Genomic DNA, 26,058 nt, shown 5'->3' with positions numbered 1-26,058 from the left:
CTACTTTTCCGGCAGGAGAAATTTGTTTTCTTAAGCTATGCTCGTAGTTTGGGAAAATAACAGTATACTGTTACCAAAGACGCGTTGAAAGCAGACAATAACCACTACAACCAACACCCTATGAACCTGAAACCAAGCCTGCTGCTGGCAGGATGTTTACTCCTACTACTTTTCCAAAATTCAAATGCCCAGAATAATCCGCCCAATGTCGTCTTCATCATCGCCGATGATATCGGGTGGAATGACCTGGGCTGTTATGGCAATACCGAAGTGCAAACACCCAACATTGACCGAATGGCACAGGAAGGCATCCGCTTTACCAATACCTACCTCACGGCCAGTTCCTGTAGTCCCAGCCGGACCAGCATCATTTCCGGCAGGTATCCTCACAATACCGGTTCAGCTGAACTGCATACGCCCCTCCCGGCAGAAGTGGCCATCTTTCCGGAACTGATGCAGAATGCCGGCTATTACACCGCGCAGGCGGGCAAATGGCACATGGGCGAGCATGCCCGTAGAGGTTTTGATGTAATTCATGACAATGGCAAAGAGAATGGCGATGGGGGGGAAGAGATGTGGGTTTCCTCCCTTAAGGAACGCCCTAAGGACAAACCTTTCTTCATGTGGTTCGCCGCCTTTGATGCCCACCGCCCCTGGGGTACTAATGAATTTAGTGGAACTCATGAAGCTGGCGATATCACGCCACCCCCTTATCTGGCTGATGCGGAAAGCACCCAAGAGGATCTGGCCAAATACTACGACGAAGTTACCCGCTTTGATGACTATATCGGAAAGGTAGAGCAAGAGCTGGAAGCGCAGGGGGTACTGGACAATACCCTGATCATCATCATGTCAGACAATGGACGCCCTTTTCCCCGAAGCAAAACCAGGGTATACGATAGTGGCATGAAAACCCCTTTCGTCGTGAAATGGAATGCCGGCTTGCCCCGGAAAGGTGTCGTAAGTAACAGCCTGATCAGTGTGATAGACATTGCGCCTACCTTGCTGGAGCTATCAGGTGCTGAAATACAGCCCGGCTTTCAGGGCAAAAGCTTTGCGGGTGTACTTGAGAACCCTGCCAGCAAATTCAGAAACTATGTCTTCTCCGAGCACAACTGGCATGACCAGGAAGCGCTGGAAAGGATGGTGCGTACCGAAGGATACTTGTATGTGTTGAACCTTCGCCCTAACCTGAGCAATCCCGGACCGGCTGACTCCAATAAAAGTCCCTCTTTTCAGGACCTCAAAGACCTGCGTGACGCTGGTGAGCTGAGCGCTGCCCAGGCAGATATGTTTATGGCTCCACGTCCTGCTGAAGAGCTTTTCAATTGCTATACCGACCCCATGCAGTTGGTGAATGTAGCCTCCTTGCCGGAATATCAGTCTCGCCTGAAGTACATGAGAGAAGTGCTGCAGCAGTGGAGAACAGAAACATTGGATACTACCCCCACCCAACTTACTCCCGATTGGTACGATCGTGAAACGGGTGATCCCCTGGATATAGAAAGAACAAGAGGTGAAATGCCCGGAGGAAAGGAAGCCGTACAAACCAATGCAAAAGGCCCTTTCTAAGATGAGAAAGTCAAGTTATGTGATTGTGATGAGTGATTATATCCAGAGAGGACTCTTTAGCCTTCGTTTGTGTCTCACAAACGAACTTTTACTTCATGTTGGTAAGAACATCAACACCAGCATGAATACTCCTAAGCTGAACGCTCATTTTCCAAAACATCTCTTGCTCCTTTCATTACTACTCCTCTTCCCTTTGATTACGTTTTCACAGCATCTGAGCTTAGAAGGGCTACGCTGTGAATACCTGGAAAATCCCTTGGGAATTGACAACAAAAGTCCTCGTCTTTCCTGGAAGATCAGCTCTTCGCAGGAAGGCGTGCAGCAAAGTGCTTACCACATTCTGGTAGCTTCCTCACCTGAAAAGCTGGCAAACGATGAGGGTGATCTCTGGGATAGTGGTAAAATTACTTCCTCGGCTTCTCTATATATTCCTTATGCCGGACAAGCCTTACGATCACGGCAGCGCTGTTACTGGAAGGTGAAAATCTGGGATGAGCAGGGCAACACTTCAGGCTGGAGTGAGCCTGCCTCTTGGGAAATGGCACTATTGAAGGATGATGACTGGCAGGCACAATGGATACAGCATCCCGACTTTAGTGATAGCCTGCTAGAAAGCAAACCTGCTCCTTTTTTTCGTAAAACATTTACCGTAGAGGAATTACCGAAGGAGTCCAGAATATATGTGACCGGGCTTGGCTATTTTGAACTATACCTCAATGGTGAGAAAGTAGAAGATCATATACTTGACCCGGTAAAAACCCGCTACGATAAGTCAGTGCGTTATCTGACTTATGATATAACTGATGCGCTGCTGCAAGGTGAAAACGTTATCGGAATGGTGCTGGGTACCGGCTGGTACAATCACTTTGCCGAAGCGGTCTGGGGCTTCAACCAGGCTCCCTGGCGAAGCTACCCTGAGGCTTTGTGCCAGTTGGAAATGACGTTTGCCGATGGAAGCAGGGAAGTTATCGTTTCGGATGAAAGCTGGAAAACAACGTGTGAAGGTCCCATCCGCTTTGATGGCATCCGCAACGGAGAAACTTATGATGCCCGGCTGGAAATGCCCGGATGGAGTCAAAAGGGTTTTGACGATAGCGATTGGAAAAATGCCCTGATCAGCCGGGGGGCTTCCGGTCAGTTGCAGGCGCAGATGATTCAGCCCATCAGAGCCATGCGGGAAGTGAAGCCGGTATCGGTTACTGAAGTAGATCCGAACGTCTGGGTATTTGATCTGGGACAGAACATAGCGGGCTACTGTCGGCTGAAAGTTGCTGGTCCGCGGGCTACGGAGGTGAGCATAAAGATGGGAGAGCGCCTTTTTCCCGATGGCACGGTAGAGCAGAAGCAGATCCTGAGGTTTCTCAGATCAGGCGATGCTCAGACCGATCGCTACACCCTCAAAGGAGAAGGGGTAGAAGTGTGGGAGCCGCACTTTGTCTATCACGGATTCCAGTATGTGGAAGTAAGAGGCCTGCCCGTAGCACCTACCTTGGAAACGATTACCGGTGTAGTCTTGCATACCGCTTTTGACAAAGCTGGAAATTTTGCCTGCTCCGACCCGCTCCTCAATCGCACCCAGCAGAATATGGAATGGTCCTTTATCGGTAATTATCATGGCATCCCTACCGACTGCCCGCACCGCGAGAAGATTGGCTGGACCGGCGACGCTCATCTGGTAGCCGAGACGGGCCTGTTCAACTATGATGTAGTGCGTGCCTACCTCAAGTGGATGGATGACTTTGTAGACGAACAGCAGGAGAGTGGTGATCTGCCGGGCGTGATTCCCAGCAGCGGCTGGGGTTATACCTATGGTAAAAATCCCGAAATAAATCATCTGGGCTATGGACCGCAGTGGGAGGGAGCATTCATTCAGATGGTGTGGGACCTGTACCGTTTTACCGGTGATGAGCTTATTCTGGAGAAGTATTATCCGGCCATGAAAAAGTACCTGGATTTTCTGATCACTAATGCAGATGGATATACCCTCAATTTTGGCATTGATGACCACAAACCGGTGGAAACCAAAACGGAAGGTGATATACTGGCTTCAGGCTATCTGGTAGGCTTTAGCCGTATGTTCTCCGAGATGGCCTCTGTGCTGAATAAGCACAAAGATGCTGAATATTACGAGGAGTACGCTTCACAAGCCAAAGGAGCTTTCAACCGAAAGTATTTTGATGAGCGTAGCGGCCGCTATGGGAATGGCGGACAAACTTCTCAGGCACTTGCCCTTTACCACGGTATCGTGCCGGAAAGCAGTGAGGAAAAGGTACTGAATGTTTTGCTGGAAGATATCAGGAAACAGGACAATCACTTTGACGTGGGGGTAGTAGGTCTGAAATACCTATTCAATGTGCTCAGGGCGTACGGACATTCGGAAACACTGTATCGCATGGTGCGTCAGAAAGATTTTCCCGGCTTCGGCTACTGGCTGGAAGAAGGAGCCAACACCCTGTGGCAGGACTGGGATGGCTCCATGTCGCTCAACCATATCATGTTTGGTACCGTAAGCGAATGGTTTTATGAATCACTGGCGGGGATACAGCTCGACGAAAGCATCCCCGGTTTTAAGCACTTCATCATTCGCCCTGATATTTTAACTTCGCTAAGTTGGGTTAATGCCTCACACGAGAGTGGCTATGGAGAGATTCTTTCTTCCTGGCAAAAGCAGGAAGGTAGTTTGCTGATGCGGGTAAGTGTACCTCCCAATACCACTGCCAGCATATATGTGCCCTATACAGAAGGCCAGATGCTTACCCTCAATGGAGAAACAAGACAGCCTGATCGTACTGAAGCAGCGCGGGCTGTTTTTGAACTAGAGCCAGGCACTTATGAGTGGGAGGTGGAATGAAATGTTTCATGAGGCATTGCCTCTAATAATACTACAAAATTTGAATAATTAACCTTATATGAAAACTACGTTTCTTAATTTTGTCTCTGTAATTTTAACTGTAGTCGTTTTTACGAGTTGCTCAGAAGAATCAACCCCCAAAAAGCCTAACATTCTTTTTGCCATCAGCGATGACCAGTCTTTTCTCCATACCAGTTTTGCAGGACGAAGCTGGGTGCAGACCCCGGCTTTTGACCGGATAGCCAACAATGGTATCTACTTTGCTAACTGCTATGCGGGCTCTCCGGGCTGTGCCCCCTCTCGTAGTTCTATCGTCACCGGACGATACCACTGGCAGAACGAAACGGCGGGGCAGCACGCTTCCGGCTGGCTCAAAAAATATGTGCCCTTTATAGACATGCTAGGTGCTAATGGCTATCATACCGGTCGCACCGGCAAAGGGGTGGGGCCATTTAAATACGGAGAAGACCCACTTCGGGCAGATGATGCCGCAGGTAAAGCATATAACGAAATCCGTTATGAGAAAGGCAGTCCGGAAGATGAGCGTTATGCAGAAGAAATCAATACCATAAACTACTTCGCTAACTTTCAGCAGTTCATGGGGGAAAGAAATGAAGATGAGCCTTTTTTCTTCTGGTATGGCGCCACTGAACCTCATCGTTCCTATGAACTGGATTCCTGGAAGCGGCATGGCAAGTCATTAGCCGATGTGGAAGTGCCGGAGTTTCTGCCCGATAATGACACCATAAGAGGCGACCTGCTGGACTATGCCGTAGAAATTGAATGGTTTGACCTCCACCTGATGCGCATGATTGAGCATCTGGAAGAAATAGGCGAGTTGGACAACACCATCATCATCGTCACTGCCGACAATGGAATGCCCTTTCCCCGTGCCAAAGCTAATGGCTATGAGTATGGAGTGCATGTGCCGATGGCCATCAGCTATCCCGATGGTTTTCCTGCGGGCAGAACTGTAGAGGACCTTATCAGCTTTGTGGACCTGGCACCTACCATACTGGAACTTACCCAAACTGAGGCTGAAGGAATGCTTCCCATTTCAGGAAAAAGCTTCGTTAATATCCTGGAGTCAGAGAAAGAAGGGGTAGTGGATGATACTAAAAATTATGTGCTGGCAGGAAGGGAACGTCATTCCTCCTCACGCTTCGCCAATGCCGGCTATCCGCAGCGCATCATGCGGCAGGGACGCTATCTTTACATCTGGAACATGAAACCCGAACGCTGGCCTGCCGGCGCCCCTCAGCGCCTGGTACCGGATTCCAGTGGAGCGGTCTATCCTATGTATGGCATTGATTCAGCCGGTGTACATCATTCCGAGTGGGCATTTACCGATATAGATGCCTGCCCTACCAAATCATTCATTGTAGAGCATCATGACGAGGAAGGGCTTGAAAAGTACTTTGAATGGTCAGTAGGAAAACGTCCGGAATATGAGCTGTTTGACATAGAAAAAGATCCGGATTGTCTTAATAATCTGGCCCAGGACCCTGAATTTACCGGCATCAAAGAGCAGATGGACGCTCTGATGGTACAGGACCTGAAGCTGACCGAAGACCCAAGGATCGTAGGGCCTGATAAAGAGGTCTTTGATACCTACAAGCGCTACAGTCCGATGCGGGAATTTCCTAAGCCCGACTGGGCTTTATAGGGTTTGAAAATGGAAAATTGAACAAAACCATGCATATTAAAAGGATATAGTTAGAATACGATACATGAACATGAAACAAACTACTTCAACTACCTTTACTATTCACAAGCTCTTATTAAGTGTGTCCCTTTTCTCACTGCTTTGGGGATGCCAGCAGAACAGCAATTCAGAAGACACGGAGCAAACAAGCGATGAGCGCCAGGGACCTCCCAACTTCGTCATCATATTCGCTGATGATCTGGGCTACGGAGACCTGGGTGCCTACGGACATCCTACCATCCGAACACCAAACCTGGATCAGATGGCAGCAGAAGGACAGCGCTGGACCAACTTCTATGTGGCTGCCAGTGTATGCACTCCCAGCCGGGCGGCAATTCTGACCGGACGCCTGCCTGTAAGGAACGGGATGACCAGCAACAAAAGCAGGGTGCTATTCCCCAATTCATTGAATGGATTGCCTCCGGGAGAAGTGACCATAGCTGAGCAGCTCAAAAAGGCTGGCTATGCCACGGCAGCTATAGGGAAATGGCACTTGGGACATCGCCCTCAGTTTCTGCCTACTGCTCAGGGTTTTGATACGTATTTTGGCATTCCTTATTCCAATGATATGGACAAAGTAGGTAAGGGAAATTACAGAGCGCTACCGGAAGATTCAATACGTTATGAAGATTATAACGTGCCCCTCATGCGGGATACAGCCATCATAGAGCAACCTGCTGACCAGAATACCATTACCAGGCGATACTCGGAGGAAGCTGTAGCCTTCATCAAAGCGCATAAAGAAGAGCCTTTCTTTGTCTACCTGGCGCACAACCTTCCTCATATTCCACTCTTTGCTTCAAAAGACTTTAAAGGAAAAAGTGAGCGCGGCTTGTACGGAGATGTGCTGGAGGAAATTGATGACGGCGTAGGTAAAATCATCACTGCTTTGAAAGAAGAAGGCCTGGCAGAAAATACCATTGTAGTCTTTACCTCTGACAACGGCCCCTGGCTACCTTTTGAAACGCATGGGGGAAGTGCAGGATTGCTCAGGGCCGGGAAAGGCACTACCTGGGAAGGTGGTATGCGTGAACCTTGTATCTTCTGGTCACCCGGCAGGATTGAACCGGCGGTAATTACCGGCCTGGGTTCTACCATGGATTTGTTTACTACTTTCAGTAATATGGCAGGTGTGCCAATACCAGAGGATCGCATCATAGATGGGGTAGACCTGAGTGCTACGCTGCTGGAGGGTGAGCCCAGCCCACGAAAAGGAATTTTGTATTATCGTGGCCCCGAAATCTATGCGGCACGCTTAGGAGCGTACAAGGCGCATTACATCACCCAGGGAGAATACGGACAGTTTGGAGGAAAAGAAGAGCATGCTACGCCTATTCTCTATAACCTGAGCCATGATCCTTCAGAGCAGTACAATATCGCTGAAGAGCATCCTGAAGTGCTTGCAGAGATTAATGCTTTTGTAGAAGAGCATAAGACAAATCTGGTGAAAGGGGAGGATCAGTTGGCGGACAGGGAGTAAATGATAATAATATGAAATGGAATAAGAATAAATCACTCAGCTTGTATTGCCTGACTCTGCTTGCTCTATCCATAGGTTGTAAGCAGGAAAAGCAAAGTGAAGAAACCGCCAGCACACCACCTAATATTATATTTATTATGGCCGATGATCTCGGCTATGCGGATCTGGGTGCTTATGGACAGGAACTGATACAAACACCCAATATAGATCGGCTGGCCCGTGAAGGAGTAATGTTTACCCAGGTGTATGCCGGAAACACAGTTTGTGCTCCTTCCCGCTCTGTGCTGATGACCGGCAAGCATATGGGCCATACCACGGTGAGAGGCAATAGCTCACCCCTAGTACAATCCGATGAAAATCCGCAGGGAAGAGTGCCTTTGTTGGAGGAGGATGTAACTGTGGCAGAACTGCTCAAAGATGCGGGCTACGTTACCGGTATGACCGGAAAATGGGGGTTGGGCGAACCCGGCACCACAGGTATTCCTACCCGGCAGGGTTTTGACGAATGGTTCGGCTATCTCAACCAGAGACGTGCTCATAATTATTACACCGATTATCTTTGGAAGAATGAGATAAAGTATCCCATTCCCGAAAATGAAGGCGGGCAAGAAGAGATTTATTCTCATGACCTGTTCACCGACTTTGCTTTAGATTTCATTGAAACCAATAAAGATACCTCTTTCTTCCTCTACATTCCCTACACTATTCCTCATGACGAATATGAAGTGCCGGATACAGCTCCATACAATGAAAAAGACTGGGAAGAAAATGAGATCATCTATGCGGCTATGGTAAGCCGTATGGACAGGGACGTGGGGCGTATCATGCAATCCCTCAGAGATCTGAAGATAGATGAAAACACCATCCTATTCTTTTGTTCAGACAATGGTGCGGCACAGCGCTGGGAAGGCAGGTTTGACAGCTCAGGCAATCTCAGAGGCAGAAAGCGCGATATGTACGAAGGAGGCCTCCGTACCCCTATGATCGTACACTATCCCGGACAGCTCCAGCCCCGAACCGACAGCAGTGCGGTTTGGTATTTTGCGGATGTGTTACCCACACTTACTCACATCGCCGGAACCCAAACCCCTTCCGAGGTGGATGGGATCAACGTATGGCCTGCGATTAGTGGACAGGAATCTTTACCTGCTGACCGCTTCTTATACTGGGAGTTTTATGAAAGAGGTTTTCAGCGAGCGGTGAGGTGGAAAGACTGGAAAGCCATACTTCCGGGAGTAGGGCAGCAGTGGGAACTGTATAATCTGGAGGAAGATGAGGGAGAAGAAAACAACATAGCAGCTCAGCATCCTGAGGTAATCAATACCATCAAGGATTGGGTAGAAGACAATACCACAGAGAGTCAGTACTGGTCTGCGAGCACACAATAATAATTTTGGAATAACTAAGATATGTAATATTCAACAACCTAAGCTTATGAACAAGAATATCCGTTTTTTTGTGATGCTGGCTTTTCTTTTTGTTACACTCTTTGCAACAGAAGGTAAGGGGCAACAGCAGGACAGACCAAACATTTTATGGATCGTTAGTGAGGATAACAGTCCGCTCATTGGCGCCTACGGCGATGCTTTTGCCACCACACCAAATATTGATCAACTGGCAAAAGAAGGAGTTTTGTATGAGAATGCCTTTGCTACGGCGCCGGTTTGTGCCCCTTCCCGCTCTACCCTTATCACTGGTGTGTATCCTACCAGCATGGGCACGCAGCATATGCGTAGTACTTATCCCATTCCGGAGATGATACAGTTTTATCCCAGGTACCTGCGCGAAGCCGGTTATTATACCAGCAACAATGTAAAAAAAGATTATAACACTGAGGATCAACCGGAAGCCTGGGATGAATCCAGCAATCAGGCGACATATAAAAACCGGAAGGAAGGCCAGCCTTTTTTTTCCATATTTAACTTTACCACTTCTCACGAAAGCTCAATCCATGACTCACTGGCTGATTTGCGTCATGATCCGGAGCAAGTACCTATCCCTGCTTACCATCCCCGTACGCCGGAGATGAAACATGACTGGGCACAGTACTACGACAAGGTGGAAGATATGGATAAGCAGGTAGGCCAGGTTTTGCAGGAGTTAGAAGAAGCAGGACTGGCTGACAATACCATTGTTTTTTATTATAGTGACCACGGTGGTGTGATAGGAAGGAGTAAGCGCTTTATGTACGAGTCGGGACTGCATATTCCTCTGATCATCCGTTTTCCTGAGAAGTACAAGCATCTGGCTCCCGCTAATGCCGGTAGCCGCACTGACAGGCTGGTGACCTTTGTGGATTTTCCTCCTACCATCCTTAGCCTGGCAGGCGTACCCATCCCTGATTATATGCAGGGTAAGGCATTTCTGGGTGAGCAGGAAGATGAACCTCGAGAGTATGCCTACAGCTTCAGAGGTAGAATGGATGAACGCATTGATATGGTGAGGTCAGTACGGGATAAAAAGTACCGCTACGTCCGTAATTTTATGCCGCATAAAATATATGCCCAGTATATTGAATACCTGTGGAGAGCACCCTCCATGAAATCCTGGGAAAGAGCCTATAAGGCAGGCGAGCTCAACGAAGTGCAGTCTAAATTCTGGGAGACCAAGCCGCTGGAAGAATTGTATGATGTAGATGCTGACCCGGATAATGTCAAGAACCTGGCCGACGATCCTCAGCATGCCTCAGTGCTGAAAAGAATGAGAGAAGCCAATCAGGACTGGATGCTGGACATTCGGGATGTGGGCTTTACCCCGGAAGCCATGATGGAAGAAATTGCTAAAACTACTACCCTCTACGAGTTTGCCCGAAGTAAGGACTATCCTTTGAAAAAGATCATCAAAACCATTGACATGATCACTGAAAAGGATGTGAAAGGCATTACAAAGCAACTGAGCTCCAATGAGCCGATTGTACGATACTGGGCGGCTACTGCCTGCACTATTTTCGGAGAGAATGCCTCCCCAGCAGTACCGGATTTGAAAGGTTTGGTGGATGATGAAGAAGTGTCTGTAAGAATTGCAGCCGCCGAGGCGCTTTATCATCTGGGAGAAAAGGAGGTTGCCGTACAAACGCTGAATGATGCGCTGAAAGTAGACAATGAAATGGCAAGAGTACAGGCTATCAATGTATTAGAGACCATGGAGGATGACGCTAAGCCTACACTCTCTGCTGTAAAAGCCCTGCTGCCTGATAATGAGGATAACCGAAACTACGATGTGAGGGCCGCCCGTAGATTGGTGGAGAAACTGGAGCAATAAAATTCAGTTTTAAGCTATTCTCTATGTAAAATATCTCTGGGGGCATAGGAAGTGACTGACAGCTGATTTTATGTTATAAGTATCCAAAACGTGTAAAACGGGAAGGTTTGATATCACATTCCCAATTTTATTTGAAATCATCCTTAGCTTTTAACATATTAAAAATAAGTTGTATTGGTAACCACTGCCAGACCCTATGCCCTCATCAGTAAACACGCATAGCGATGCATATCTTTGGAAACGCTTAAAGCGAGGAGATAGGGAAGCTGTGGGTGTTATATTTGACCGGTATATTTTACTTCTGTATAGCTATGGCCATAAATTCACCAGCAATCGTGAAGTGGTTGAAGACTGCATACAGGAATTATTCGCAGAAATCTGGGAGAAGCGAACACGCCTGAGTGATACAAATGCTATCAAGTTTTACTTGTTTAAAGGCCTGAGAAGGAGAATCCTGCGCTGTATCAAGCAGGCTCAACATTGGGAAATCAATGAAGGAGCAGAGCATCATATTACTTTTTCCCAGGAAGATAAAATCATCTCTCAACAGCTCAGGGAAGAGCAGATCAGGCAGCTTAATGATGCCCTTCATTCCCTGACCCGCAGGCAAAAAGAAGCCCTTTATTTAAAATTTTACAACCGCTTTACCTATGACGAAATTGCCGAGATGATGACGCTCAATAAGCGTACAGTTTACAACCTCATTTCTCAAGCGATCAGTAATTTACAAAAAGAACTAAAGCCCTCACAGGATATATTGTTCCCCTTCTGCTGGCCAATTCTGCTGGTCTTGCTATTAGCATAATTGTAATAAAAGATAGCTTTGATTCGTATGTACGCAAATAGTTAATCAGATCATTGAGTGGTCTGTAAATATTAATTTTCTGGCCAGGAAAACCGTGAGCTTTATCCGGTTCCTGCTTTTACTGTATAGCAACAACCTGATACTATGGATTATTCACGCTATACAGTCCATGACTTCGTACTTGATGAGTATTTTCAGGAGTGGGTCTTCCACCCCAATCAGCAAAATACTTTGTTCTGGAATCAATGGCTACTCAGGCATCCATACCAGCAAAAAGATGTAGAGGAAGCAAAGCGTCTGTTACTTTCACTTTCTTTTGAAGAGGAGGAGGTCACGCCACGAGAAATTGTAGGTTTGAAGTCTCGTGTACTTCAGAATATTTCATCAAATCAAACTGAGCCGCTTCACCTTGGGTCAATTAAGCCCCCCTATCTGAAATGGGCCGCATCGGTAGCGGTACTACTTTCCCTGAGCGTTCTTTTTTATTTTTTGCTGCTTCCCTCTCCAGCCATGATTGAGTACCGGGCTAGTTATGGAGAAATTAAAGAAATCATCTTGCCCGATGGTTCACAGGTCACATTAAATGCCAACTCTTCTATTCAATATAATGCTGACTGGAAACAGCAGGAAAGTAGAAAGGTATGGCTGCAAGGAGAAGCTTTTTTTAAGGTAGTGAAAGATTCAACACCTCAGGAAGACTTATCTGCAAATAATACAGGAAGCGCTGCTTTGATAGCTCGTAAGTTTGAAGTGCTGACCCCTGAGCTGCGCATTGAAGTACTGGGGACACAGTTCAATGTACGTGCCCGACATTCAGCTACTGAAGTGGTGCTGCAGGAGGGTAATGTACAGTTGTCGCTCTTGGAAAACAGGGAGCAGCCAACCCTGGCGATGAAACCTGGCGAAAGGGTAATTTACAGCGAACAAAAGTTAAGTCAGCAGGTCGTTGAGCCTGAAAAATACCTCTCCTGGCGTCAAAACCAGCTCATTTTTGAAGATCAGAGCCTGGCTGAAGTAGCCCAAAGGCTGGAAGATATTTACGGCGTAGAGGTAGTTTTTGATGATGAGCAGCTCCAGCACATGCTTTTTAGAGGTACTGTACCTTCCGATAATATAGAAATACTGCTGGAAGCATTGTCAGGTATTTATCAGATAGAAATTAGCCGAGAAGAAGATGTTATCACTTTTCATGCAAGATAATAAACGCTCACCCATGTTGAGAAAAAGATTTTTAGAACAACTTAAAACTGCAGAGTTATGAACAAACACTTACACTATTTTTACGGCTGTCTTATAGGAGCTTTACTGCTCTTGGCTGGCAGGCCCGTTGGGGCGCAGGACCTGGCCTCGCTGTCTCGTTTACCGGCAACAACGCATGATGGTTCAGTTGCAAATACTCCTGATCAGGAAGAAAAAAACGTATCACTAAAGTCAGTTTTGTCTGAGCTGGAAACTGAACATGCTGTCCATTTTAATTATGATGTAGAGCTCATAGAGCGTAAACAAGTAAGCACAGAAGCGCTTCAAAACGCGCGAAAGAATAAGGCACTGGAAGAGGTGATCAAAAGTTTTCTTGAGCCGCTGCATCTTAAATACAAGAAGCTTCAGGAAGGCTATTATATGATTTATCAGGAAGAAGTAGTTCGGCCTGTTCAAAAAAATGAACCTCGGGCCTCTTTGAGCAGGCATTCAGCAGTAAGTAGATTACAGTCTATGGGTGAAGCTTATATTCCTTCCATAAGACATATGGCACAAACCATCTCCGGCACTGTTACAGATGAAGAGTCAGGCGAGCCTTTGCCCGGGGTAAATATTCTCGCTCAGGGCACTTCTCAGGGTACAGTCACAGGGGTAGATGGAAATTATCGGCTCACCGTTGATGATGAAGTCACCACTTTGGTTTTTTCTTCCATAGGCTATGTGTCTCAGGAAATAGCGATCAACGATCAGTCCATTATCAATGTCAGCATGAGCCCTGATGTACAATCGCTATCCGAGGTCGTAGTAGTAGGCTATGGTACGCAGCAGAAAAGAGACCTGACCGGCTCAGTGAGTAAAGTGGAAGGAGAAAGTCTGGAGAATGTACCCAGCGCAAGGGTAGATCAGATACTGCAGGGCAGGGCGCCCGGCGTACAGGTGACGCAGACGAGTGGTGAGCCCGGTGCCGCCACCTCTATCCGTATCCGTGGTGGTAACTCCATCCAGGGTAATAACGAACCCCTGTGGGTGATTGATGGAGTGATCGTAGGGCAGAATTTTGACCTGAACAACATCAATACCAACGACATCCAGTCCATAGATATCCTGAAAGATGCTACTGCGGTTTCTATTTATGGGACACGGGGTGCCAATGGGGTGATCCTGGTGACGACCAAAAATGGGCAGGGCATCAAAGCAGGAAAACCACAGGTTTCATTTAATCTGTACTCTGGCGTACAAAATATGATAGAAACTGTTGACTTCCTAAATGGACCTCAGCATGCGGAGTATTCCAATGAAGACGCTGAATTCAGGAGTGCCGCACTTCCCTTTCCTGACCTGAGTACAGTGCCCGATGTAAACTGGATTGATCAGGTGACACGGAGCGCGCCCATCCATAATGTGGACGTATCAGTTTCCGGAGCCTCTCAAAACCAGGATATTAACTATTATATTTCCGGTAACTATTTTAAGCAGGAAGGGATCATCAGAAATTCCGGTATCAATAAATATATCTTCCGTGCCAACCTGGATTATGATTTATCTGATAAAGTAAGAACTGGATTCAGGCTCAATGTTTCCCGCTTGAGAAGAGAGAATAACAAAACCGGCATCGCTCAGATTTTCAGAGACCATCTGCCTGCCCGTGCCATCTTTGATGATGAAGGAAGGTATACTGCTGAAAATCCTGTGTCGGCATCTATTCAGACCAATCCGGAGGCGGATATTGTGCTAAGAGACGATCATAGCTACGTTACCAATCTGCTGGGAAATCTGTATCTGGAAGTGGAGCCGGTCAGCGATCTTGTCTTCCGCACAACTTTTAGCCCTGAGGTTAATGATTTTAAACGCAACAGGTTTAACCCTGGTGCTCTGCCCCAAAATTTTGTCATCAATGACGGAGGAGATGCCCGTATTGATACCCGCTCCAGCGTAGGATACATTAACGAAAATACTATTTCTTATAGAAAGAGTCTGGGCTCAGCGCATGAACTGAATTTGCTGGGAGGTTTTACCTTACAGAAATATCAGGTAGAAGAAAATACTTCACAGGCATTTCAGCTTTCCAATGACATCACCGGCTACAATAATCTAGCCTTCGGCTCAAACCCTACCCGTAATATCGTAAGCTCTGATTATGACGCTTTTCAGCTGATCTCCTGGCTGGGAAGGGTCAATTATATCTTCCAGAGCAAATATCTCTTCACCTTCGTAGGTAGAGTGGATGGTTCCTCCCGTTTTGCTCCCGGCAATAAGTACGGATTTTTCCCTTCCGGCGCAGTAGCCTGGCGCTTGTCAGAAGAGCCTTTTATTCAGGACTTAGGCGTATTTGATCAGCTTAAACTTAGAGCCAGCTATGGCATATCCGGTAGCCAGGCGATAGAATCTTTCCGAACACTCGCCCTGCTGGACAACGCCAATACAACTTTTAATGGATTGGAGCAGGCGGGAGTTACTTTGGGAAGACCGGCTAATGATGAGCTGAGGTGGGAAACCACGAATCAGTTTGATATCGGTCTGGAAGCTTCTTTCCTGGAAGGCAGGCTTTCCTTTGAACTGGACTATTACAACAAAAGAACAGAAGACCTGCTGCTGAATGTGCAGATTCCCCGTCAGACTGGCTTCGTGAGCCGTCTGCAAAACCTCGGAGAAATGAGGAATAGCGGATTAGAGTTTATCCTGAACACGGTAAACGTTTCTCAAAATGACTGGCGGTGGTCCAGCATGCTTACACTTTCCGGTAACAGAAACGAAGTGGTAGACCTGGGTGGCGTTGATTTGATTGATGTGGTAGATCCTTCAGCTACCGGACAGGGTGGTCCCGGAGGCCGCTTAATCGTTGGAGAGACTGCTCCGGTATTTGTTGGCGTGAATTATCTGGGTACCTGGAAATCGCAGGAAGAGATAGATGCTTCCGGCCAGGTAGGGCAGGATGTAGGTGGCCCCCGCTTCGGAGATACCGATGGAGATCAGCAGATTACGGAAGATGACTTCATCGTACTGGGAAGCCCGCAACCGGATTTTATCTATGGGTTTCAGAACACGGTCTCTTACGGAAACTGGAGCCTTGATTTTTTCTTTCAGGGCACCTACGGCAATGAAGTGTTTAACAGCCTGACACAAACAGCTTTCTTCGGAAGAGCGGAAAGAACCAAATACGCTGAGACCTTAGACAGATGGACTCCTGAAAACCCCGATTCGGATATACCCCGGGCAGGTGCGGTAGCGGCCTTGTCAGAAATTAAAAATAATTCTGAAATGATAGAGGATGGTACCCATATGCGGCTCAAAAACCTGAAGCTTACCTATAATCTTCCGGTTGAGCGCTGGGGCTTAAATGGCTTCAAAAGTATCAGCGTGTACTTCACAGGTACTAATTTATTTGTCCTGTCTGACTTTAGGTTGAATGATCCCGAAACAAGTATGTTCGGTAGAGATAATGTAGCGCTTGGTTTTTCTCAGGGCGAATACCCCAGTGCCAGGATATTATCGCTTGGTATCAAGGCCATTCTTTAAGTCAGTTTTATAAAAAATGAATAATCCAGAATAGTGATGAAAAATTATATATATAATTCACTCCTGAGCTTGTTGATGGTATTTACTTTTACAAGCTGCGAGGATTTCCTGGCCGAAGAGCCACGTCAAATTGTTTCTCCTTCCAACTTCTTTAATTCAGCATCGGAAGTGCAGTCGGCAGTCAACGGTTTGTATAACATCTACAAAAATAATTCGCTGCATGCGAAAATCGGCCTGGACAGATTTTATGAGAACGGTGCTGATGTGATTGGTCCCAACCGGGAGTTCGGGCAGGTGGAACCCATTCAGAATTATACCCTGAATGAAGGAAACGTAGGCGATATCTCCCAGGGAGGGGGTGCTCCCATCACCTGGCAGGATTTGTACCGCATCATACAAAACGCCAATATCATTCTGGCCAATGTGGAAGGGAATGAAGATATCAGTGCTGAAAACAGAGATCAGTTTGTGGGAGAGACCTTGTTTTTAAGAGCTTATGCCTACTATCACCTGACCAATCTCTGGGGAGATGTGCCTTACTTCCGGGATGTGCTTCCCATAGAGGAGATCAGGGTATTGGGACGTACTGATGTCAATGAGATTCGTAATGAGATACTGCAGGATTTACAGACTGCCCAGGACCTCTTACCCGATAGCTATGGCGACAGCGAATTAGGAAGGGCTTCCAAATGGGCAGCGGCTACCGCAATGGTAAAAATTTACCTGATCCAGGAAAAGTGGCAGGAAGCACGAGATAAGGCGGTAGAGATCATCAACAACTCTTCGCATGCTTTATTGGATAACTATGCCGATGTTTTTGCTCCCGACAATGAATACAATGATGAGGTCATCTGGGCCATTGACTTTGTGAAAGACATCAACCAGGATGACTGGCCGGATCATTTTACCCCCCGGATACGCGATGAGCCTCAAAACAGTGATGAAAGACCTGCCCTGAGCAGTGCTCTTAGCGAAAGGAGTGAAGGATTTACCGGCTATGGACTGGCCATACCCCTTCCCGACTATGTCAATGAGTTTCCTGAGAATGATTTGAGAAGGTCATCCAATATCGTGGAAACTTATTTGGGCTATGCACTTAACTTTCCTTACATGCCTAAAATGTGGAACCTGGACCAGATCAACTCTCCCCGGGGCAACCACGGTGACAACAAAATCATCTTTAGGATGGCGGATGTCTATCTTATGGCTGCCGAAGCGGAGAATGAACTCAATGGCCCCGCTGATGCCTATCAGTACATCAATCAGGTAAGAGAAAGGGCTTATGAGCCGAATCAGCCTTTGTCTGGCCTGTCGCAGCAAGCTTTCAGAGAAGCGATCTATGATGAGCGGCGTTGGGAACTGGGGGGTGAAGGCCACCGGCGGCTGGACCTGATTCGCTGGGGAATCTTGTTGGATGTAGTGCAAAATACGGAGTATCGGATTTATAATCCCGCTGCCAACATTCAGCCGCATCATGTGTTGCTGCCTATTCCAGTAGAAGAGCTTCGGCTCAACCCCGCTTTGTTAGAATCTGACCCTAGCAATAACGGATATAGATAAAAATCGCTTGTCTTTATTAATAAAGGTTCTTTATGTAAGTTAGAGCATAAAGAACCTTTAGCTATTATCTGATTAATACAACGACTATGCAACGCCTGTCTCTAGCTTATTTTCTTTCGTTTAGTATACTCACATGGAGTGGATGTTCCTCTCCCCCTGAGGAGGCCTCAGCTTCAGAAGCTAATCAGAGGCCCAACATTATCCTCATCATGGCAGATGATATGGGGTATTCTGACCTGGGTTGTTATGGCTCAGAAATTAATACGCCTAACCTGGACCGGCTGGCAGCCGAAGGCATGCGGATGACGCAATTCTACAATACTGCCAAATGTACCGAAACTCGTGCTACCCTGCTCACCGGGCTGTACCATCAGCAGACAGATAACCTCAATCGTACAGATAATAATGTGACGCTCGCGGAAGTGCTGAAAGAAGCCGGATACCAAACCATCATGAGTGGGAAGTGGCATCTGGGGCATTGGCAGGAAGATATAGATACGCCGAATCAGCGGGGATTTGACCACTATTTTGGCTTTTTATGCGGAGCAATCAATTTTTTTACCGGACTTGATTATGGTTCAGGCGTTAATTACATGAGGAAAGACAGAGAAGTTTATGAAGTGCCTGAAGACTTTTATTCAACCGATGCTTTCACGGAATATGCCATTGAGGAAGTGACGCAGGCGTCTCAGCATGACCAGCCGTTTTTCCTGTATCTGGCACACAATGCTCCTCATTTTCCTTTGCAGGTTCACGATGCGTACATTCAAAAGTATGCTGATACCTACAGCATTGGGTGGGACAGCCTGAGGACCGCCCGCTACCAGCGCATGCAGGAGATGGGTCTCATAGACGCGGATTGGGCGCTCTCCCCTCGCGACAGCATCGCCCCTGCATGGGCGAGTCTGAGTCGGGTACAAAAAGAAGAAGAACAGCTACTGATGGCTACCTATGCCGGTATGATTGACCGCCTGGATCAGCAGATTGGCTTACTCCTTGACCAACTGGATGAGTTGGGTATTGCTGAAAATACGCTTATCATGTTCATGTCGGATAACGGAGGTTGTCCTTTTGATGCCAATCATGCACCTGTTGTGGCAGCAGGGTCGGCGGAGTCTGCCAGAACCTATGATACAGAATGGGCACAGGCTTCCAACACGCCTTTTCGTAAGTACAAACAATGGATACATGAAGGAGGGATTTCCAGTCCGATGATTATCCGCTGGCCGGAAAAAGTGGAGGCCAACAGCATTTCAGAAAGTCCGGGACAGATTGTGGATATTATGCCTACCTTAATTGAAGTGGCAGGAACCTCTTATCCCGAGGGCTATCAGGGTAGAGAGCTGCTGCCCCTGGAAGGTGTAAGCCTGCTGCCAATTTTTGAAGGAGCATCACTCAGCAGAGAAAAGCCTATGTACTGGGAATACCGGGGCAGCAGAGCCATCCGGGACGGAAACTGGAAGCTGGTAGGAGAGAGGGGAAGGGGCTGGGAGTTATACGATCTCGCTAAAGATCGCTCGGAAATGAATAATGTAGCTGAGCAATTTCCCAAACGTGTCTCCGACATGGTGCTTACTTATGACCAGTGGGGAGAGCGAATTGGAGGGAAAACGACAGTAGAAGCTATGGAAATGCCTGTCAATCAGCAGGATCGTTATCACCACATATCTGAAAAATCAGAAGCAGGAACAGAATAAAAAAGCACAAAAATATACAGCATAGTGGGGCTAAGGCCACCCAGTACTTTGATGGGTGGCTTTCTGTTGTGTTTATTATGAATATGCTTTGTCACTAACTTTGATGACCTCATACCAAAGCTCATCCCCTTTGAGTACGGCTTTATACTGCACACCATCCGCTACATAATAGTGCTCCCCATTGATTTCTAGGTGCTCGTATTCTTCAGGTAAATGTTCTACCAGAGCTCCCACCGGAGCTTGTACTACTACATATTCTTCATCCTGCGCTAAGTAATAGCTCCCCTGATACTCATAGTAAACATGATTTCTTACGACTATTGGGCTTGCAGCAGCAGGCAGACGCTTTACCCGAATGCCAAGAGGCGCGCTGACGACTATATGTTTTCCCTTCACTGGCTTATAGTATACATGATTGTGAACGCGATATTCTACATTATTGTAGCTTACCTTTAGCGAGGATTTGGGAGCGGACTTTACGATTGTATACCTCTGGCCTTGTACCCTGCGCTGGGCTTCCGCCCTTTCAGCCACGAGTACCAGCGCGGATATGACTATCATTAAAAATATTGTCCGTATGTATTTTTTTGGTTCCTTCATCGTAATTGAATTTTTGTACACTTCTTAGAGGCCTTTACTTCATAAAAGTTTAAAACATATCTGATAATTTTAATAAAAAATATAATTATTTACGATCCAATAATGTGCCCAGCGGTTAAAACAGCTTTTACAGAGAAGTATAAATATTCACGCTTTTAAACCTTTGCTATTAGCTAGTGTCAAAAACCAGAACAATAGACAACTAACTATATATCAAATAGGTGAGCAAGATGACAGATGAACAAATATGGGAAGCCTTCAAAAGCGGTGATCGCATGCGCTTTGAAGAGATATTTCGTGCCCATATCCGTGTGCTGTACAAGTATGGTAGCCGTTTTACCTATGATCCTACCCTGGTAGAAGATTGCATACAGGATCTTTTTCTGGACCTTTGGCAGAAACGCAGCACACTGGGTTCAACTGACTCTATCAAACGATATTTGCTGGGAGCGCTGCGCCGCAGAATCATTCGCAAATTACAGCAAAAACCAGCCTTCCACCATCCGCTGGACGATGCACATTATGACTTTGCGCTGGTGCTGAACATTGAAGAACACATCATTTCCGAAGAGAAAACTACAGAAAAGCGGGCAGGGTTGGAAGGAGCAATGGTGCAGCTCAGCAAACGCCAGCGAGAAGTTATCTACCTGAAGTATTTCCAGCAGCTGTCATATGATGAAATTGCGGAGGTGATGCACATAACTTATCAGGCAGCTCGTAACCTGGTCTACCAGTCCCTCAAAGTATTGAAGCAGTATGCGCAGCTACTTAAGCTTGTATTGGTTGGTGTGTTTGCAAACTTTTTGTAATTGATAATCAATAGCTTATGAATAAACTTCAAAAAATCATTTCTTTTTTTGATTACAAAGTCATCACTCCTGTCTTAACTGTACAAAGCCGCATATATGATTCAGAATGAAAATAAATATGACCACTATCAAGCTGAAGACTTTGCCCAGGATGAGCGATTCATCGCGTGGGTAAGGACAGGAGCTGCGGTTGAAGATGGCTTTTGGGAGGCATGGTGTGAAGCACATCCTGAAAAAAATGAAGAGATCATTCATGCTAAAGCCCTGGTACAACTGATGCAGGCTCCGGAAAGAGAGCCTTCCGAAATACAGATTGAAAGCCTGTGGAAGCAGATATCAGAAGGCATGGGAAGTCAGGCTGAAGCAATCAAACCTTCAACTGGCCTCTGGCAATTGCACAGGTGGAAATTTGCCGCCGCCGCCATGATTACTGTGCTGCTGATCTCCTTCTTTTTATTGAGAAGTAGCAGCGAAACCATCCGGGCAGCACAGGGTCAGCAGTTGAGTTACACCCTACCGGATAAGTCAGTGGTAACTTTGAATGCGGGTTCTGAAATTACTTTTGACCCTACAGGCTGGGAAGATCAGCGGAAGCTACACTTAGTGGGGGAAGCCTTCTTTGAAGTGGAAAAAGGTAGCAGTTTTCGGGTCAGCAGCCCAAATGGAACAGTGGAAGTCTTGGGTACAAGTTTTAATGTATATGCCCGCGGGCAAAAGCTGGAAGTAGCCTGCCTCACGGGAAAAGTAAAGGTAAGTGATACTGAGGGGAATGTCGCGCAACTACTGAGTCCGGGAAAAGGAGTATTGCTTACCCAACATGAAGTGCAACCCTTTGACATTGATGTGGAAGAAGGTGTAGGCTGGAGAAGAGGCGAGTTCATCTTTGAAGATGTCCCTCTGGTAGAAGTGCTGGAAGAATTGAAACGGCAGTACAAGCTGAAAGTCATCCTTCAAGCAGATGTACTGGGAAGAAAATACTCCGGGCAGTTTACCAATCATGATTTGGATGGAGCATTGCAGATGATCTGCCTGCCCATGGAATTAACATATGAATTAGATAGTGCTAACAATAAAGTGATTATTCGGCAGGAATAAATTTAATGCCTCTTGGATTTAGCAGTGAAGTAGATGTAAAGCGACTTCCACTAGACGCTTTAACTGTGGGAAAAGTGCTGTTTTTTTCCTTAACGGTAATGCTGTGTCTACTTCTTACTACTAAAGTAATAGGGCAAAAGCATAAAGAAACAGTATTTGTAAATGAGGTTTTTGAGGGAGAAAGCTTATTGAAAGTCATTAAACATATGCAAAAAAAATACCATCTGAAAATTGCCTATGAGCGCAAACTGGTCCAGCCCTATCAGGTTGACCTTGTGCTTCAGCAGCGGCCTCTGGAGGAAGCCTGGGAAAGTATCCTCTCCGGTACGCCTCTGACCTGTCTGCTGCTGGGCAATGGAAAGGTGGTGATTCGCAGGGCACTGCCTGAGCTGGTATACGCCGCAAACTCAGAGAAAAATACTATATCAGCACAGGCGTATACCTATGCTGCTGTGGTTCGTGATATTGAAACGGGTGAACGCATACCTTATGCCACAGTTTCCATAGCCGGTACTTCACAGGGTACAGTAGCAAATCAGGAAGGCTTCTTCTCATTATCTCATTTGTCGTCTTTGCAGGACTCACTTGTCGTAAGCCATCTGGGCTATGCCCCTTCGGTACTAAGCCTGGATAGGCAGCGTAGGGGACAGAAAGAGGTAAGCTTAAAATCAACTTATTCAATATTGAGTGAGATAGAAGTAGTGGATCAGCCTGCCATCGGACTGGTAGCTTTAAGTAAAAGGAGCGGTCAGCATATTGTAAATCCCGCCAGAACAGAACGCATGCCGCAGATTGGTGAAAAGGATGTTTTTCGTAGCCTGCAGCTCTTACCTGGTATCAGCATCGCCAATGAGACTTCAGCAAAACTCAGCATAAGGGGGAGTTCTTCTGACCAGAACCTCGTACTTTTTGACGGCTTCACCCTTTATCATCTGGATCATTTGTATGGATTTTTTAGCTCTCTCAATAGTGATGCGATCAAAGATATCAGGGTATACAAAGGTGGGTTTGGCGTCAAATATGGCGGCAGAGCATCTGGCGTGATAGACATTACGGGTAAAAGTGGTAATCAGTACAAGCCCTCTCTGAGTCTGGGTTTAAACCCACTGAGTGCTAATCTCAAAGCCGAAACACCCATAGGGGAAAAAGCCACCGCATTTCTTGCTTTCCGGCGCTCCTACACTGATATATGGCAAACAGGCTTATACAATACTTTGATCAGGTATGCGGATGATGATTTGCCCCCTTTGGTTTCCGAGTTCTCCAATCGCGGACGTGATGAGCATGAGCTATTCTATTATTATGATACCAATATTAAGTTCAGCTACCGTCCGGGTGATAAAGATAAACTAAGCCTGAGCTTTTATCAAGGGGCAGATGATTATGATAAAAGTACCGACTTGCGGGTTGATTCTCCCAATATAGCCTATGGGGAGAGCATTCAGGAACAACATCAATTGGGTAATACGGGGCTGGGTATAAGCTGGAGCCGTATCTGGAATGATCGACTGTTTAGTAATTTCAGTCTGGGCTATTCGCATTATCATACGCAGTACCAGCTTTCTATGGCAGCCTACGAAGGTGAAATCACTGCCAGTCCGGCAGCCTCAATGTCATTAGAAAGGGAAAACACACTGGAAGAGTATGCCGTAAAGCTGGATTTTGAGTACACTGCTACCCCCCGTCATGAAGTAGATTTCGGTTTTTTTATGACCTCTAACGAAATCCTGTACGCCGACCAGAATCAACAGCAGGGAAGAGGCTCTCAGATTCTGAATCAGGGAACGCAGAGCGGAATCTATGTGCAGCATATATATAGACCGTTAGGGAAGCTGGAAGTGAATACTGGCATACGGACTACCTACTATTCAGCGGATCAGCAGCTTTATGTTGAGCCTCGCCTGTCGGCAAATTACGAACTCAGGGAAGGCCTGTTTCTCAAGGGGGCAGCCGGGCAATACTATCAGTTTATCAACAAAGCCAATTCCAATTTAGGGCTTGCTTTTGATCAGGATTTCTGGCTTCTGTCAGGCAGTGATAACCTGTCTGTACTTTCATCACAGCAGTACATGACGGGCTTTAGCTATACCAAAAACAATTGGTTAGTGGATGCTGAAGTATACCAAAAAAATATCAGTGGCCTGATGAGGGGAGGCTATGAAAGTTATGTGGATGTCAGCGGTACGCGTCCTTATTGGAATTTTAATAAGGTGATCACCGACGGCACAAGTGAGGTCAAAGGCCTGGATGTGATGCTGAGCAAAAACTGGGAGCATAACAGCAGTTCACTCAGCTACAGCCTGTCTTCGGCTGTGCAGCAGTTTAATGAAATTAATGAAGGAGCACCTTTTTTCGCAGATGGTGACCAGCGCCATGAGTTCAAGTTGAGTAGTCAGTGGGAGTTCAGTCCCTGGACCTTCTCGCTCAACTGGGTCTATGGTTCTGGTCAACCATACTCTGCTCCAAGTGAGCTCGCTTATGAAAACGGAAGAACAAGGCTGATATACCATGAGAAAAATAACAACCGCCTGCCTGCGTATCATCGCATGGACGCCTCAGTAAACTATGGATTTAAGATTGGGAAAAGTAAAGCCAATATAGGCTTATCGGTCTTTAACCTGTATGACCAGCAGAACGTAGGTAGCAGGACTTTTTTGTTTGATCGCTTCGGTGTCTTTCAAAGGGAGAGGAGTCCCAGCACAATACAACTTGTTACAGTAGATCAGTTGCTGATGGAACGTACGTTTAGCATATTTCTGAATTTCAATTTTTGACGATGGTCCACCATTGATTTGATAAAAGCAGACTAAGTAAAGAAGTGTTGAATCAAGGCTAAGCTTTTAAGACTTCAAGCCTGAAAAATTTACGCCAGGCGCGATTTTGAGCGCTTTGGTAGATGGAAGATCTATGTCTTCTTACAGTGAGCATAAACCTAAAATGAAGTATAAATAAGTAAACTTTATGAATTATGAAACGAGAGAAGCAAACAAAATCACGAGTTAGCCATCATTTGATGCTGATGGCAGGCATTTTATTGATGTTGGTAGCGGTATCCTGTAAGGAGGATGAAGTTTCAAACGTTTCCTCGGAAACGATACTGGAAGAAACCGCATTTGCTGAAAATTTATTCAGCAGCATTATGCTGGAAGTGGAGGATGCCCTGCCTGCATCCTTCGCCATTAACGGACGTTTCGGTGGTGGATTGGGTAAATTTGGCTGTGCCACACGGACAGTAGAAACATCTGAAGGAGAGGAATACCCAATCGTGATGACCCTGGATTATGGGGATAGCTGTGATTTCTGGAATGGAGCGGTAATGTCAGGAAAAATTATCACTACCATCAGTGGTCCCAGAAATGAAGTAGGTACTGAAATCATCACTACCTTTGAAGATTTTACAGTAAATGACCATCAGGTTGAAGGTACTTTTCAGCATATCATAATAAGTGAGGCCATTACTTCCACCACGGAAGAAAGCGCTATCACTACACCTGAAGGAGAAACCTTTACCCGCTCATCCAACCGCACCCGCGAGATCGTCAGCGGACAGGATACGGAAGATCGCGATGATAATGTGTATCATACTAGCGGAGCTTCAAGCGGGACTACTCCCGATGGAGTGAGGTATAGTAAGACCATCACCAGTCCTCTGGTATCTTCACGTGACTGTCGTTGGATCACCAGCGGAACTATAGAAAGCACCGTGGATGATGTGACCACCATCATAGACTTTGGTGATGGCACCTGCGACAATATCGCTACCAGCACCCTAGATGGAGAGACAGAAGAGATCACAATGGATTTCCGTGTAAAGCGTATGTACAGACACCGCAGAGGCTAGTAGAGTATGGTGGACTGGGAGCCTTTGCTTGATAGGAAAGGCTCTTTCACCTTTGGCTGTTAGTCA

General features: G+C 46.5%; 16 protein-coding genes. 15 read left to right on the top strand and 1 reads right to left on the bottom strand.

The genetic code is table 11. The annotated features are described in order from the left end of the window. Positions 1-120: 120 nt before the first annotated feature. The 11 genes from OKW21_RS20525 to OKW21_RS20475 all read left to right on the top strand — a co-directional run bounded on the left by OKW21_RS20525 (position 121) and on the right by OKW21_RS20475 (position 19,647). Positions 121-1,572 carry a sulfatase family protein gene (locus OKW21_RS20525; RefSeq protein WP_277482812.1) on the top strand — a complete coding sequence of 484 codons (1,452 nt, stop codon included), beginning with the start codon at positions 121-123 and terminating at the stop codon, positions 1,570-1,572. A 1-nt stretch (position 1,573) separates the two neighbouring features. Further along, entirely contained in the window at positions 1,574-4,423 is a 2,850-nt protein-coding gene (locus tag OKW21_RS20520; RefSeq protein ID WP_277482810.1) for a glycoside hydrolase family 78 protein, read from the top strand. Between the two features lie 58 nt (positions 4,424-4,481). Further along, entirely contained in the window at positions 4,482-6,089 is a 1,608-nt protein-coding gene (locus tag OKW21_RS20515) for a sulfatase family protein (RefSeq protein ID WP_277482807.1), read from the top strand. Between the two features lie 70 nt (positions 6,090-6,159). Beyond that, positions 6,160-7,608 (top strand): sulfatase family protein, encoded by a 1,449-nt coding sequence (locus tag OKW21_RS20510; protein WP_277482804.1) that lies wholly within the window; start codon positions 6,160-6,162, stop codon positions 7,606-7,608. 11 nt (positions 7,609-7,619) lie between these two features. Next, a complete protein-coding gene (locus tag OKW21_RS20505) occupies positions 7,620-8,996 on the top strand; it encodes an arylsulfatase (RefSeq protein WP_277482801.1) in 1,377 nt (458 codons plus the stop codon). Between the two features lie 46 nt (positions 8,997-9,042). Further along, positions 9,043-10,869 carry a sulfatase-like hydrolase/transferase gene (locus OKW21_RS20500; RefSeq protein ID WP_277482799.1) on the top strand — a complete coding sequence of 609 codons (1,827 nt, stop codon included), beginning with the start codon at positions 9,043-9,045 and terminating at the stop codon, positions 10,867-10,869. Positions 10,870-11,065: 196 nt separating this feature from the next. Continuing rightward, positions 11,066-11,674, top strand: a complete 609-nt coding sequence (locus tag OKW21_RS20495) for an RNA polymerase sigma factor (protein WP_277482797.1) — start codon at positions 11,066-11,068, stop codon at positions 11,672-11,674. A 144-nt stretch (positions 11,675-11,818) separates the two neighbouring features. Beyond that, the gene (locus tag OKW21_RS20490; RefSeq protein ID WP_277482794.1) at positions 11,819-12,874 is read left to right on the top strand and encodes a FecR family protein; all 1,056 of its coding nucleotides are present in this window, start codon (positions 11,819-11,821) and stop codon (positions 12,872-12,874) included. A 57-nt stretch (positions 12,875-12,931) separates the two neighbouring features. Further along, a complete protein-coding gene (locus tag OKW21_RS20485; RefSeq protein ID WP_277482792.1) occupies positions 12,932-16,390 on the top strand; it encodes a SusC/RagA family TonB-linked outer membrane protein in 3,459 nt (1,152 codons plus the stop codon). A gap of 36 nt (positions 16,391-16,426) precedes the next feature. Beyond that, entirely contained in the window at positions 16,427-17,950 is a 1,524-nt protein-coding gene (locus OKW21_RS20480) for a RagB/SusD family nutrient uptake outer membrane protein (protein ID WP_277482790.1), read from the top strand. A gap of 86 nt (positions 17,951-18,036) precedes the next feature. Beyond that, complete coding sequence (locus OKW21_RS20475; protein WP_277482787.1) at positions 18,037-19,647, top strand: arylsulfatase; 1,611 nt, start codon at positions 18,037-18,039, stop codon at positions 19,645-19,647. 75 nt (positions 19,648-19,722) lie between these two features. Here OKW21_RS20475 and OKW21_RS20470 read toward each other — a convergent pair whose 3' ends face one another. After that, positions 19,723-20,247 (bottom strand): DUF6515 family protein, encoded by a 525-nt coding sequence (locus OKW21_RS20470; protein ID WP_277482784.1) that lies wholly within the window; start codon positions 20,245-20,247, stop codon positions 19,723-19,725. Between the two features lie 230 nt (positions 20,248-20,477). Here OKW21_RS20470 and OKW21_RS20465 point away from each other — a divergent pair, with 230 nt between their 5' ends. The 4 genes from OKW21_RS20465 (at position 20,478) to OKW21_RS20450 (ending at position 25,992) form a co-directional block, all read left to right on the top strand. Further along, the gene (locus OKW21_RS20465) at positions 20,478-21,056 is read left to right on the top strand and encodes an RNA polymerase sigma factor (protein WP_277482782.1); all 579 of its coding nucleotides are present in this window, start codon (positions 20,478-20,480) and stop codon (positions 21,054-21,056) included. A 96-nt stretch (positions 21,057-21,152) separates the two neighbouring features. After that, complete coding sequence (locus OKW21_RS20460) at positions 21,153-22,151, top strand: FecR family protein (protein WP_277482780.1); 999 nt, start codon at positions 21,153-21,155, stop codon at positions 22,149-22,151. Between the two features lie 5 nt (positions 22,152-22,156). Beyond that, positions 22,157-24,925 carry a TonB-dependent receptor gene (locus OKW21_RS20455; protein ID WP_277482778.1) on the top strand — a complete coding sequence of 923 codons (2,769 nt, stop codon included), beginning with the start codon at positions 22,157-22,159 and terminating at the stop codon, positions 24,923-24,925. Positions 24,926-25,119: 194 nt separating this feature from the next. Then, complete coding sequence (locus OKW21_RS20450; protein ID WP_277482776.1) at positions 25,120-25,992, top strand: hypothetical protein; 873 nt, start codon at positions 25,120-25,122, stop codon at positions 25,990-25,992. The last annotated feature ends 66 nt before the right edge of the window (positions 25,993-26,058 follow it).

Origin of the sequence: Catalinimonas alkaloidigena (assembly GCF_029504655.1) — a bacterium.
GTDB lineage: Bacteria > Bacteroidota > Bacteroidia > Cytophagales > Cyclobacteriaceae > Catalinimonas > Catalinimonas alkaloidigena.
Note: the sequence above shows the minus strand (reverse complement) of the source record. Positions and strands in the feature narration are given on the sequence as shown.

Coding starts and splice junctions, on each gene's coding strand:
- OKW21_RS20525 (WP_277482812.1), top strand. CDS start 121: ATGAACCTGAAACCAAGCCTGCTGCTGGCAGGATGTTTACTCCTACTA.
- OKW21_RS20520 (WP_277482810.1), top strand. CDS start 1,574: ATGAGAAAGTCAAGTTATGTGATTGTGATGAGTGATTATATCCAGAGA.
- OKW21_RS20515 (WP_277482807.1), top strand. CDS start 4,482: ATGAAAACTACGTTTCTTAATTTTGTCTCTGTAATTTTAACTGTAGTC.
- OKW21_RS20510 (WP_277482804.1), top strand. CDS start 6,160: ATGAAACAAACTACTTCAACTACCTTTACTATTCACAAGCTCTTATTA.
- OKW21_RS20505 (WP_277482801.1), top strand. CDS start 7,620: ATGAAATGGAATAAGAATAAATCACTCAGCTTGTATTGCCTGACTCTG.
- OKW21_RS20500 (WP_277482799.1), top strand. CDS start 9,043: ATGAACAAGAATATCCGTTTTTTTGTGATGCTGGCTTTTCTTTTTGTT.
- OKW21_RS20495 (WP_277482797.1), top strand. CDS start 11,066: ATGCCCTCATCAGTAAACACGCATAGCGATGCATATCTTTGGAAACGC.
- OKW21_RS20490 (WP_277482794.1), top strand. CDS start 11,819: ATGGATTATTCACGCTATACAGTCCATGACTTCGTACTTGATGAGTAT.
- OKW21_RS20485 (WP_277482792.1), top strand. CDS start 12,932: ATGAACAAACACTTACACTATTTTTACGGCTGTCTTATAGGAGCTTTA.
- OKW21_RS20480 (WP_277482790.1), top strand. CDS start 16,427: ATGAAAAATTATATATATAATTCACTCCTGAGCTTGTTGATGGTATTT.
- OKW21_RS20475 (WP_277482787.1), top strand. CDS start 18,037: ATGCAACGCCTGTCTCTAGCTTATTTTCTTTCGTTTAGTATACTCACA.
- OKW21_RS20470 (WP_277482784.1), bottom strand. CDS start 20,247: ATGAAGGAACCAAAAAAATACATACGGACAATATTTTTAATGATAGTC.
- OKW21_RS20465 (WP_277482782.1), top strand. CDS start 20,478: ATGACAGATGAACAAATATGGGAAGCCTTCAAAAGCGGTGATCGCATG.
- OKW21_RS20460 (WP_277482780.1), top strand. CDS start 21,153: ATGATTCAGAATGAAAATAAATATGACCACTATCAAGCTGAAGACTTT.
- OKW21_RS20455 (WP_277482778.1), top strand. CDS start 22,157: ATGCCTCTTGGATTTAGCAGTGAAGTAGATGTAAAGCGACTTCCACTA.
- OKW21_RS20450 (WP_277482776.1), top strand. CDS start 25,120: ATGAAACGAGAGAAGCAAACAAAATCACGAGTTAGCCATCATTTGATG.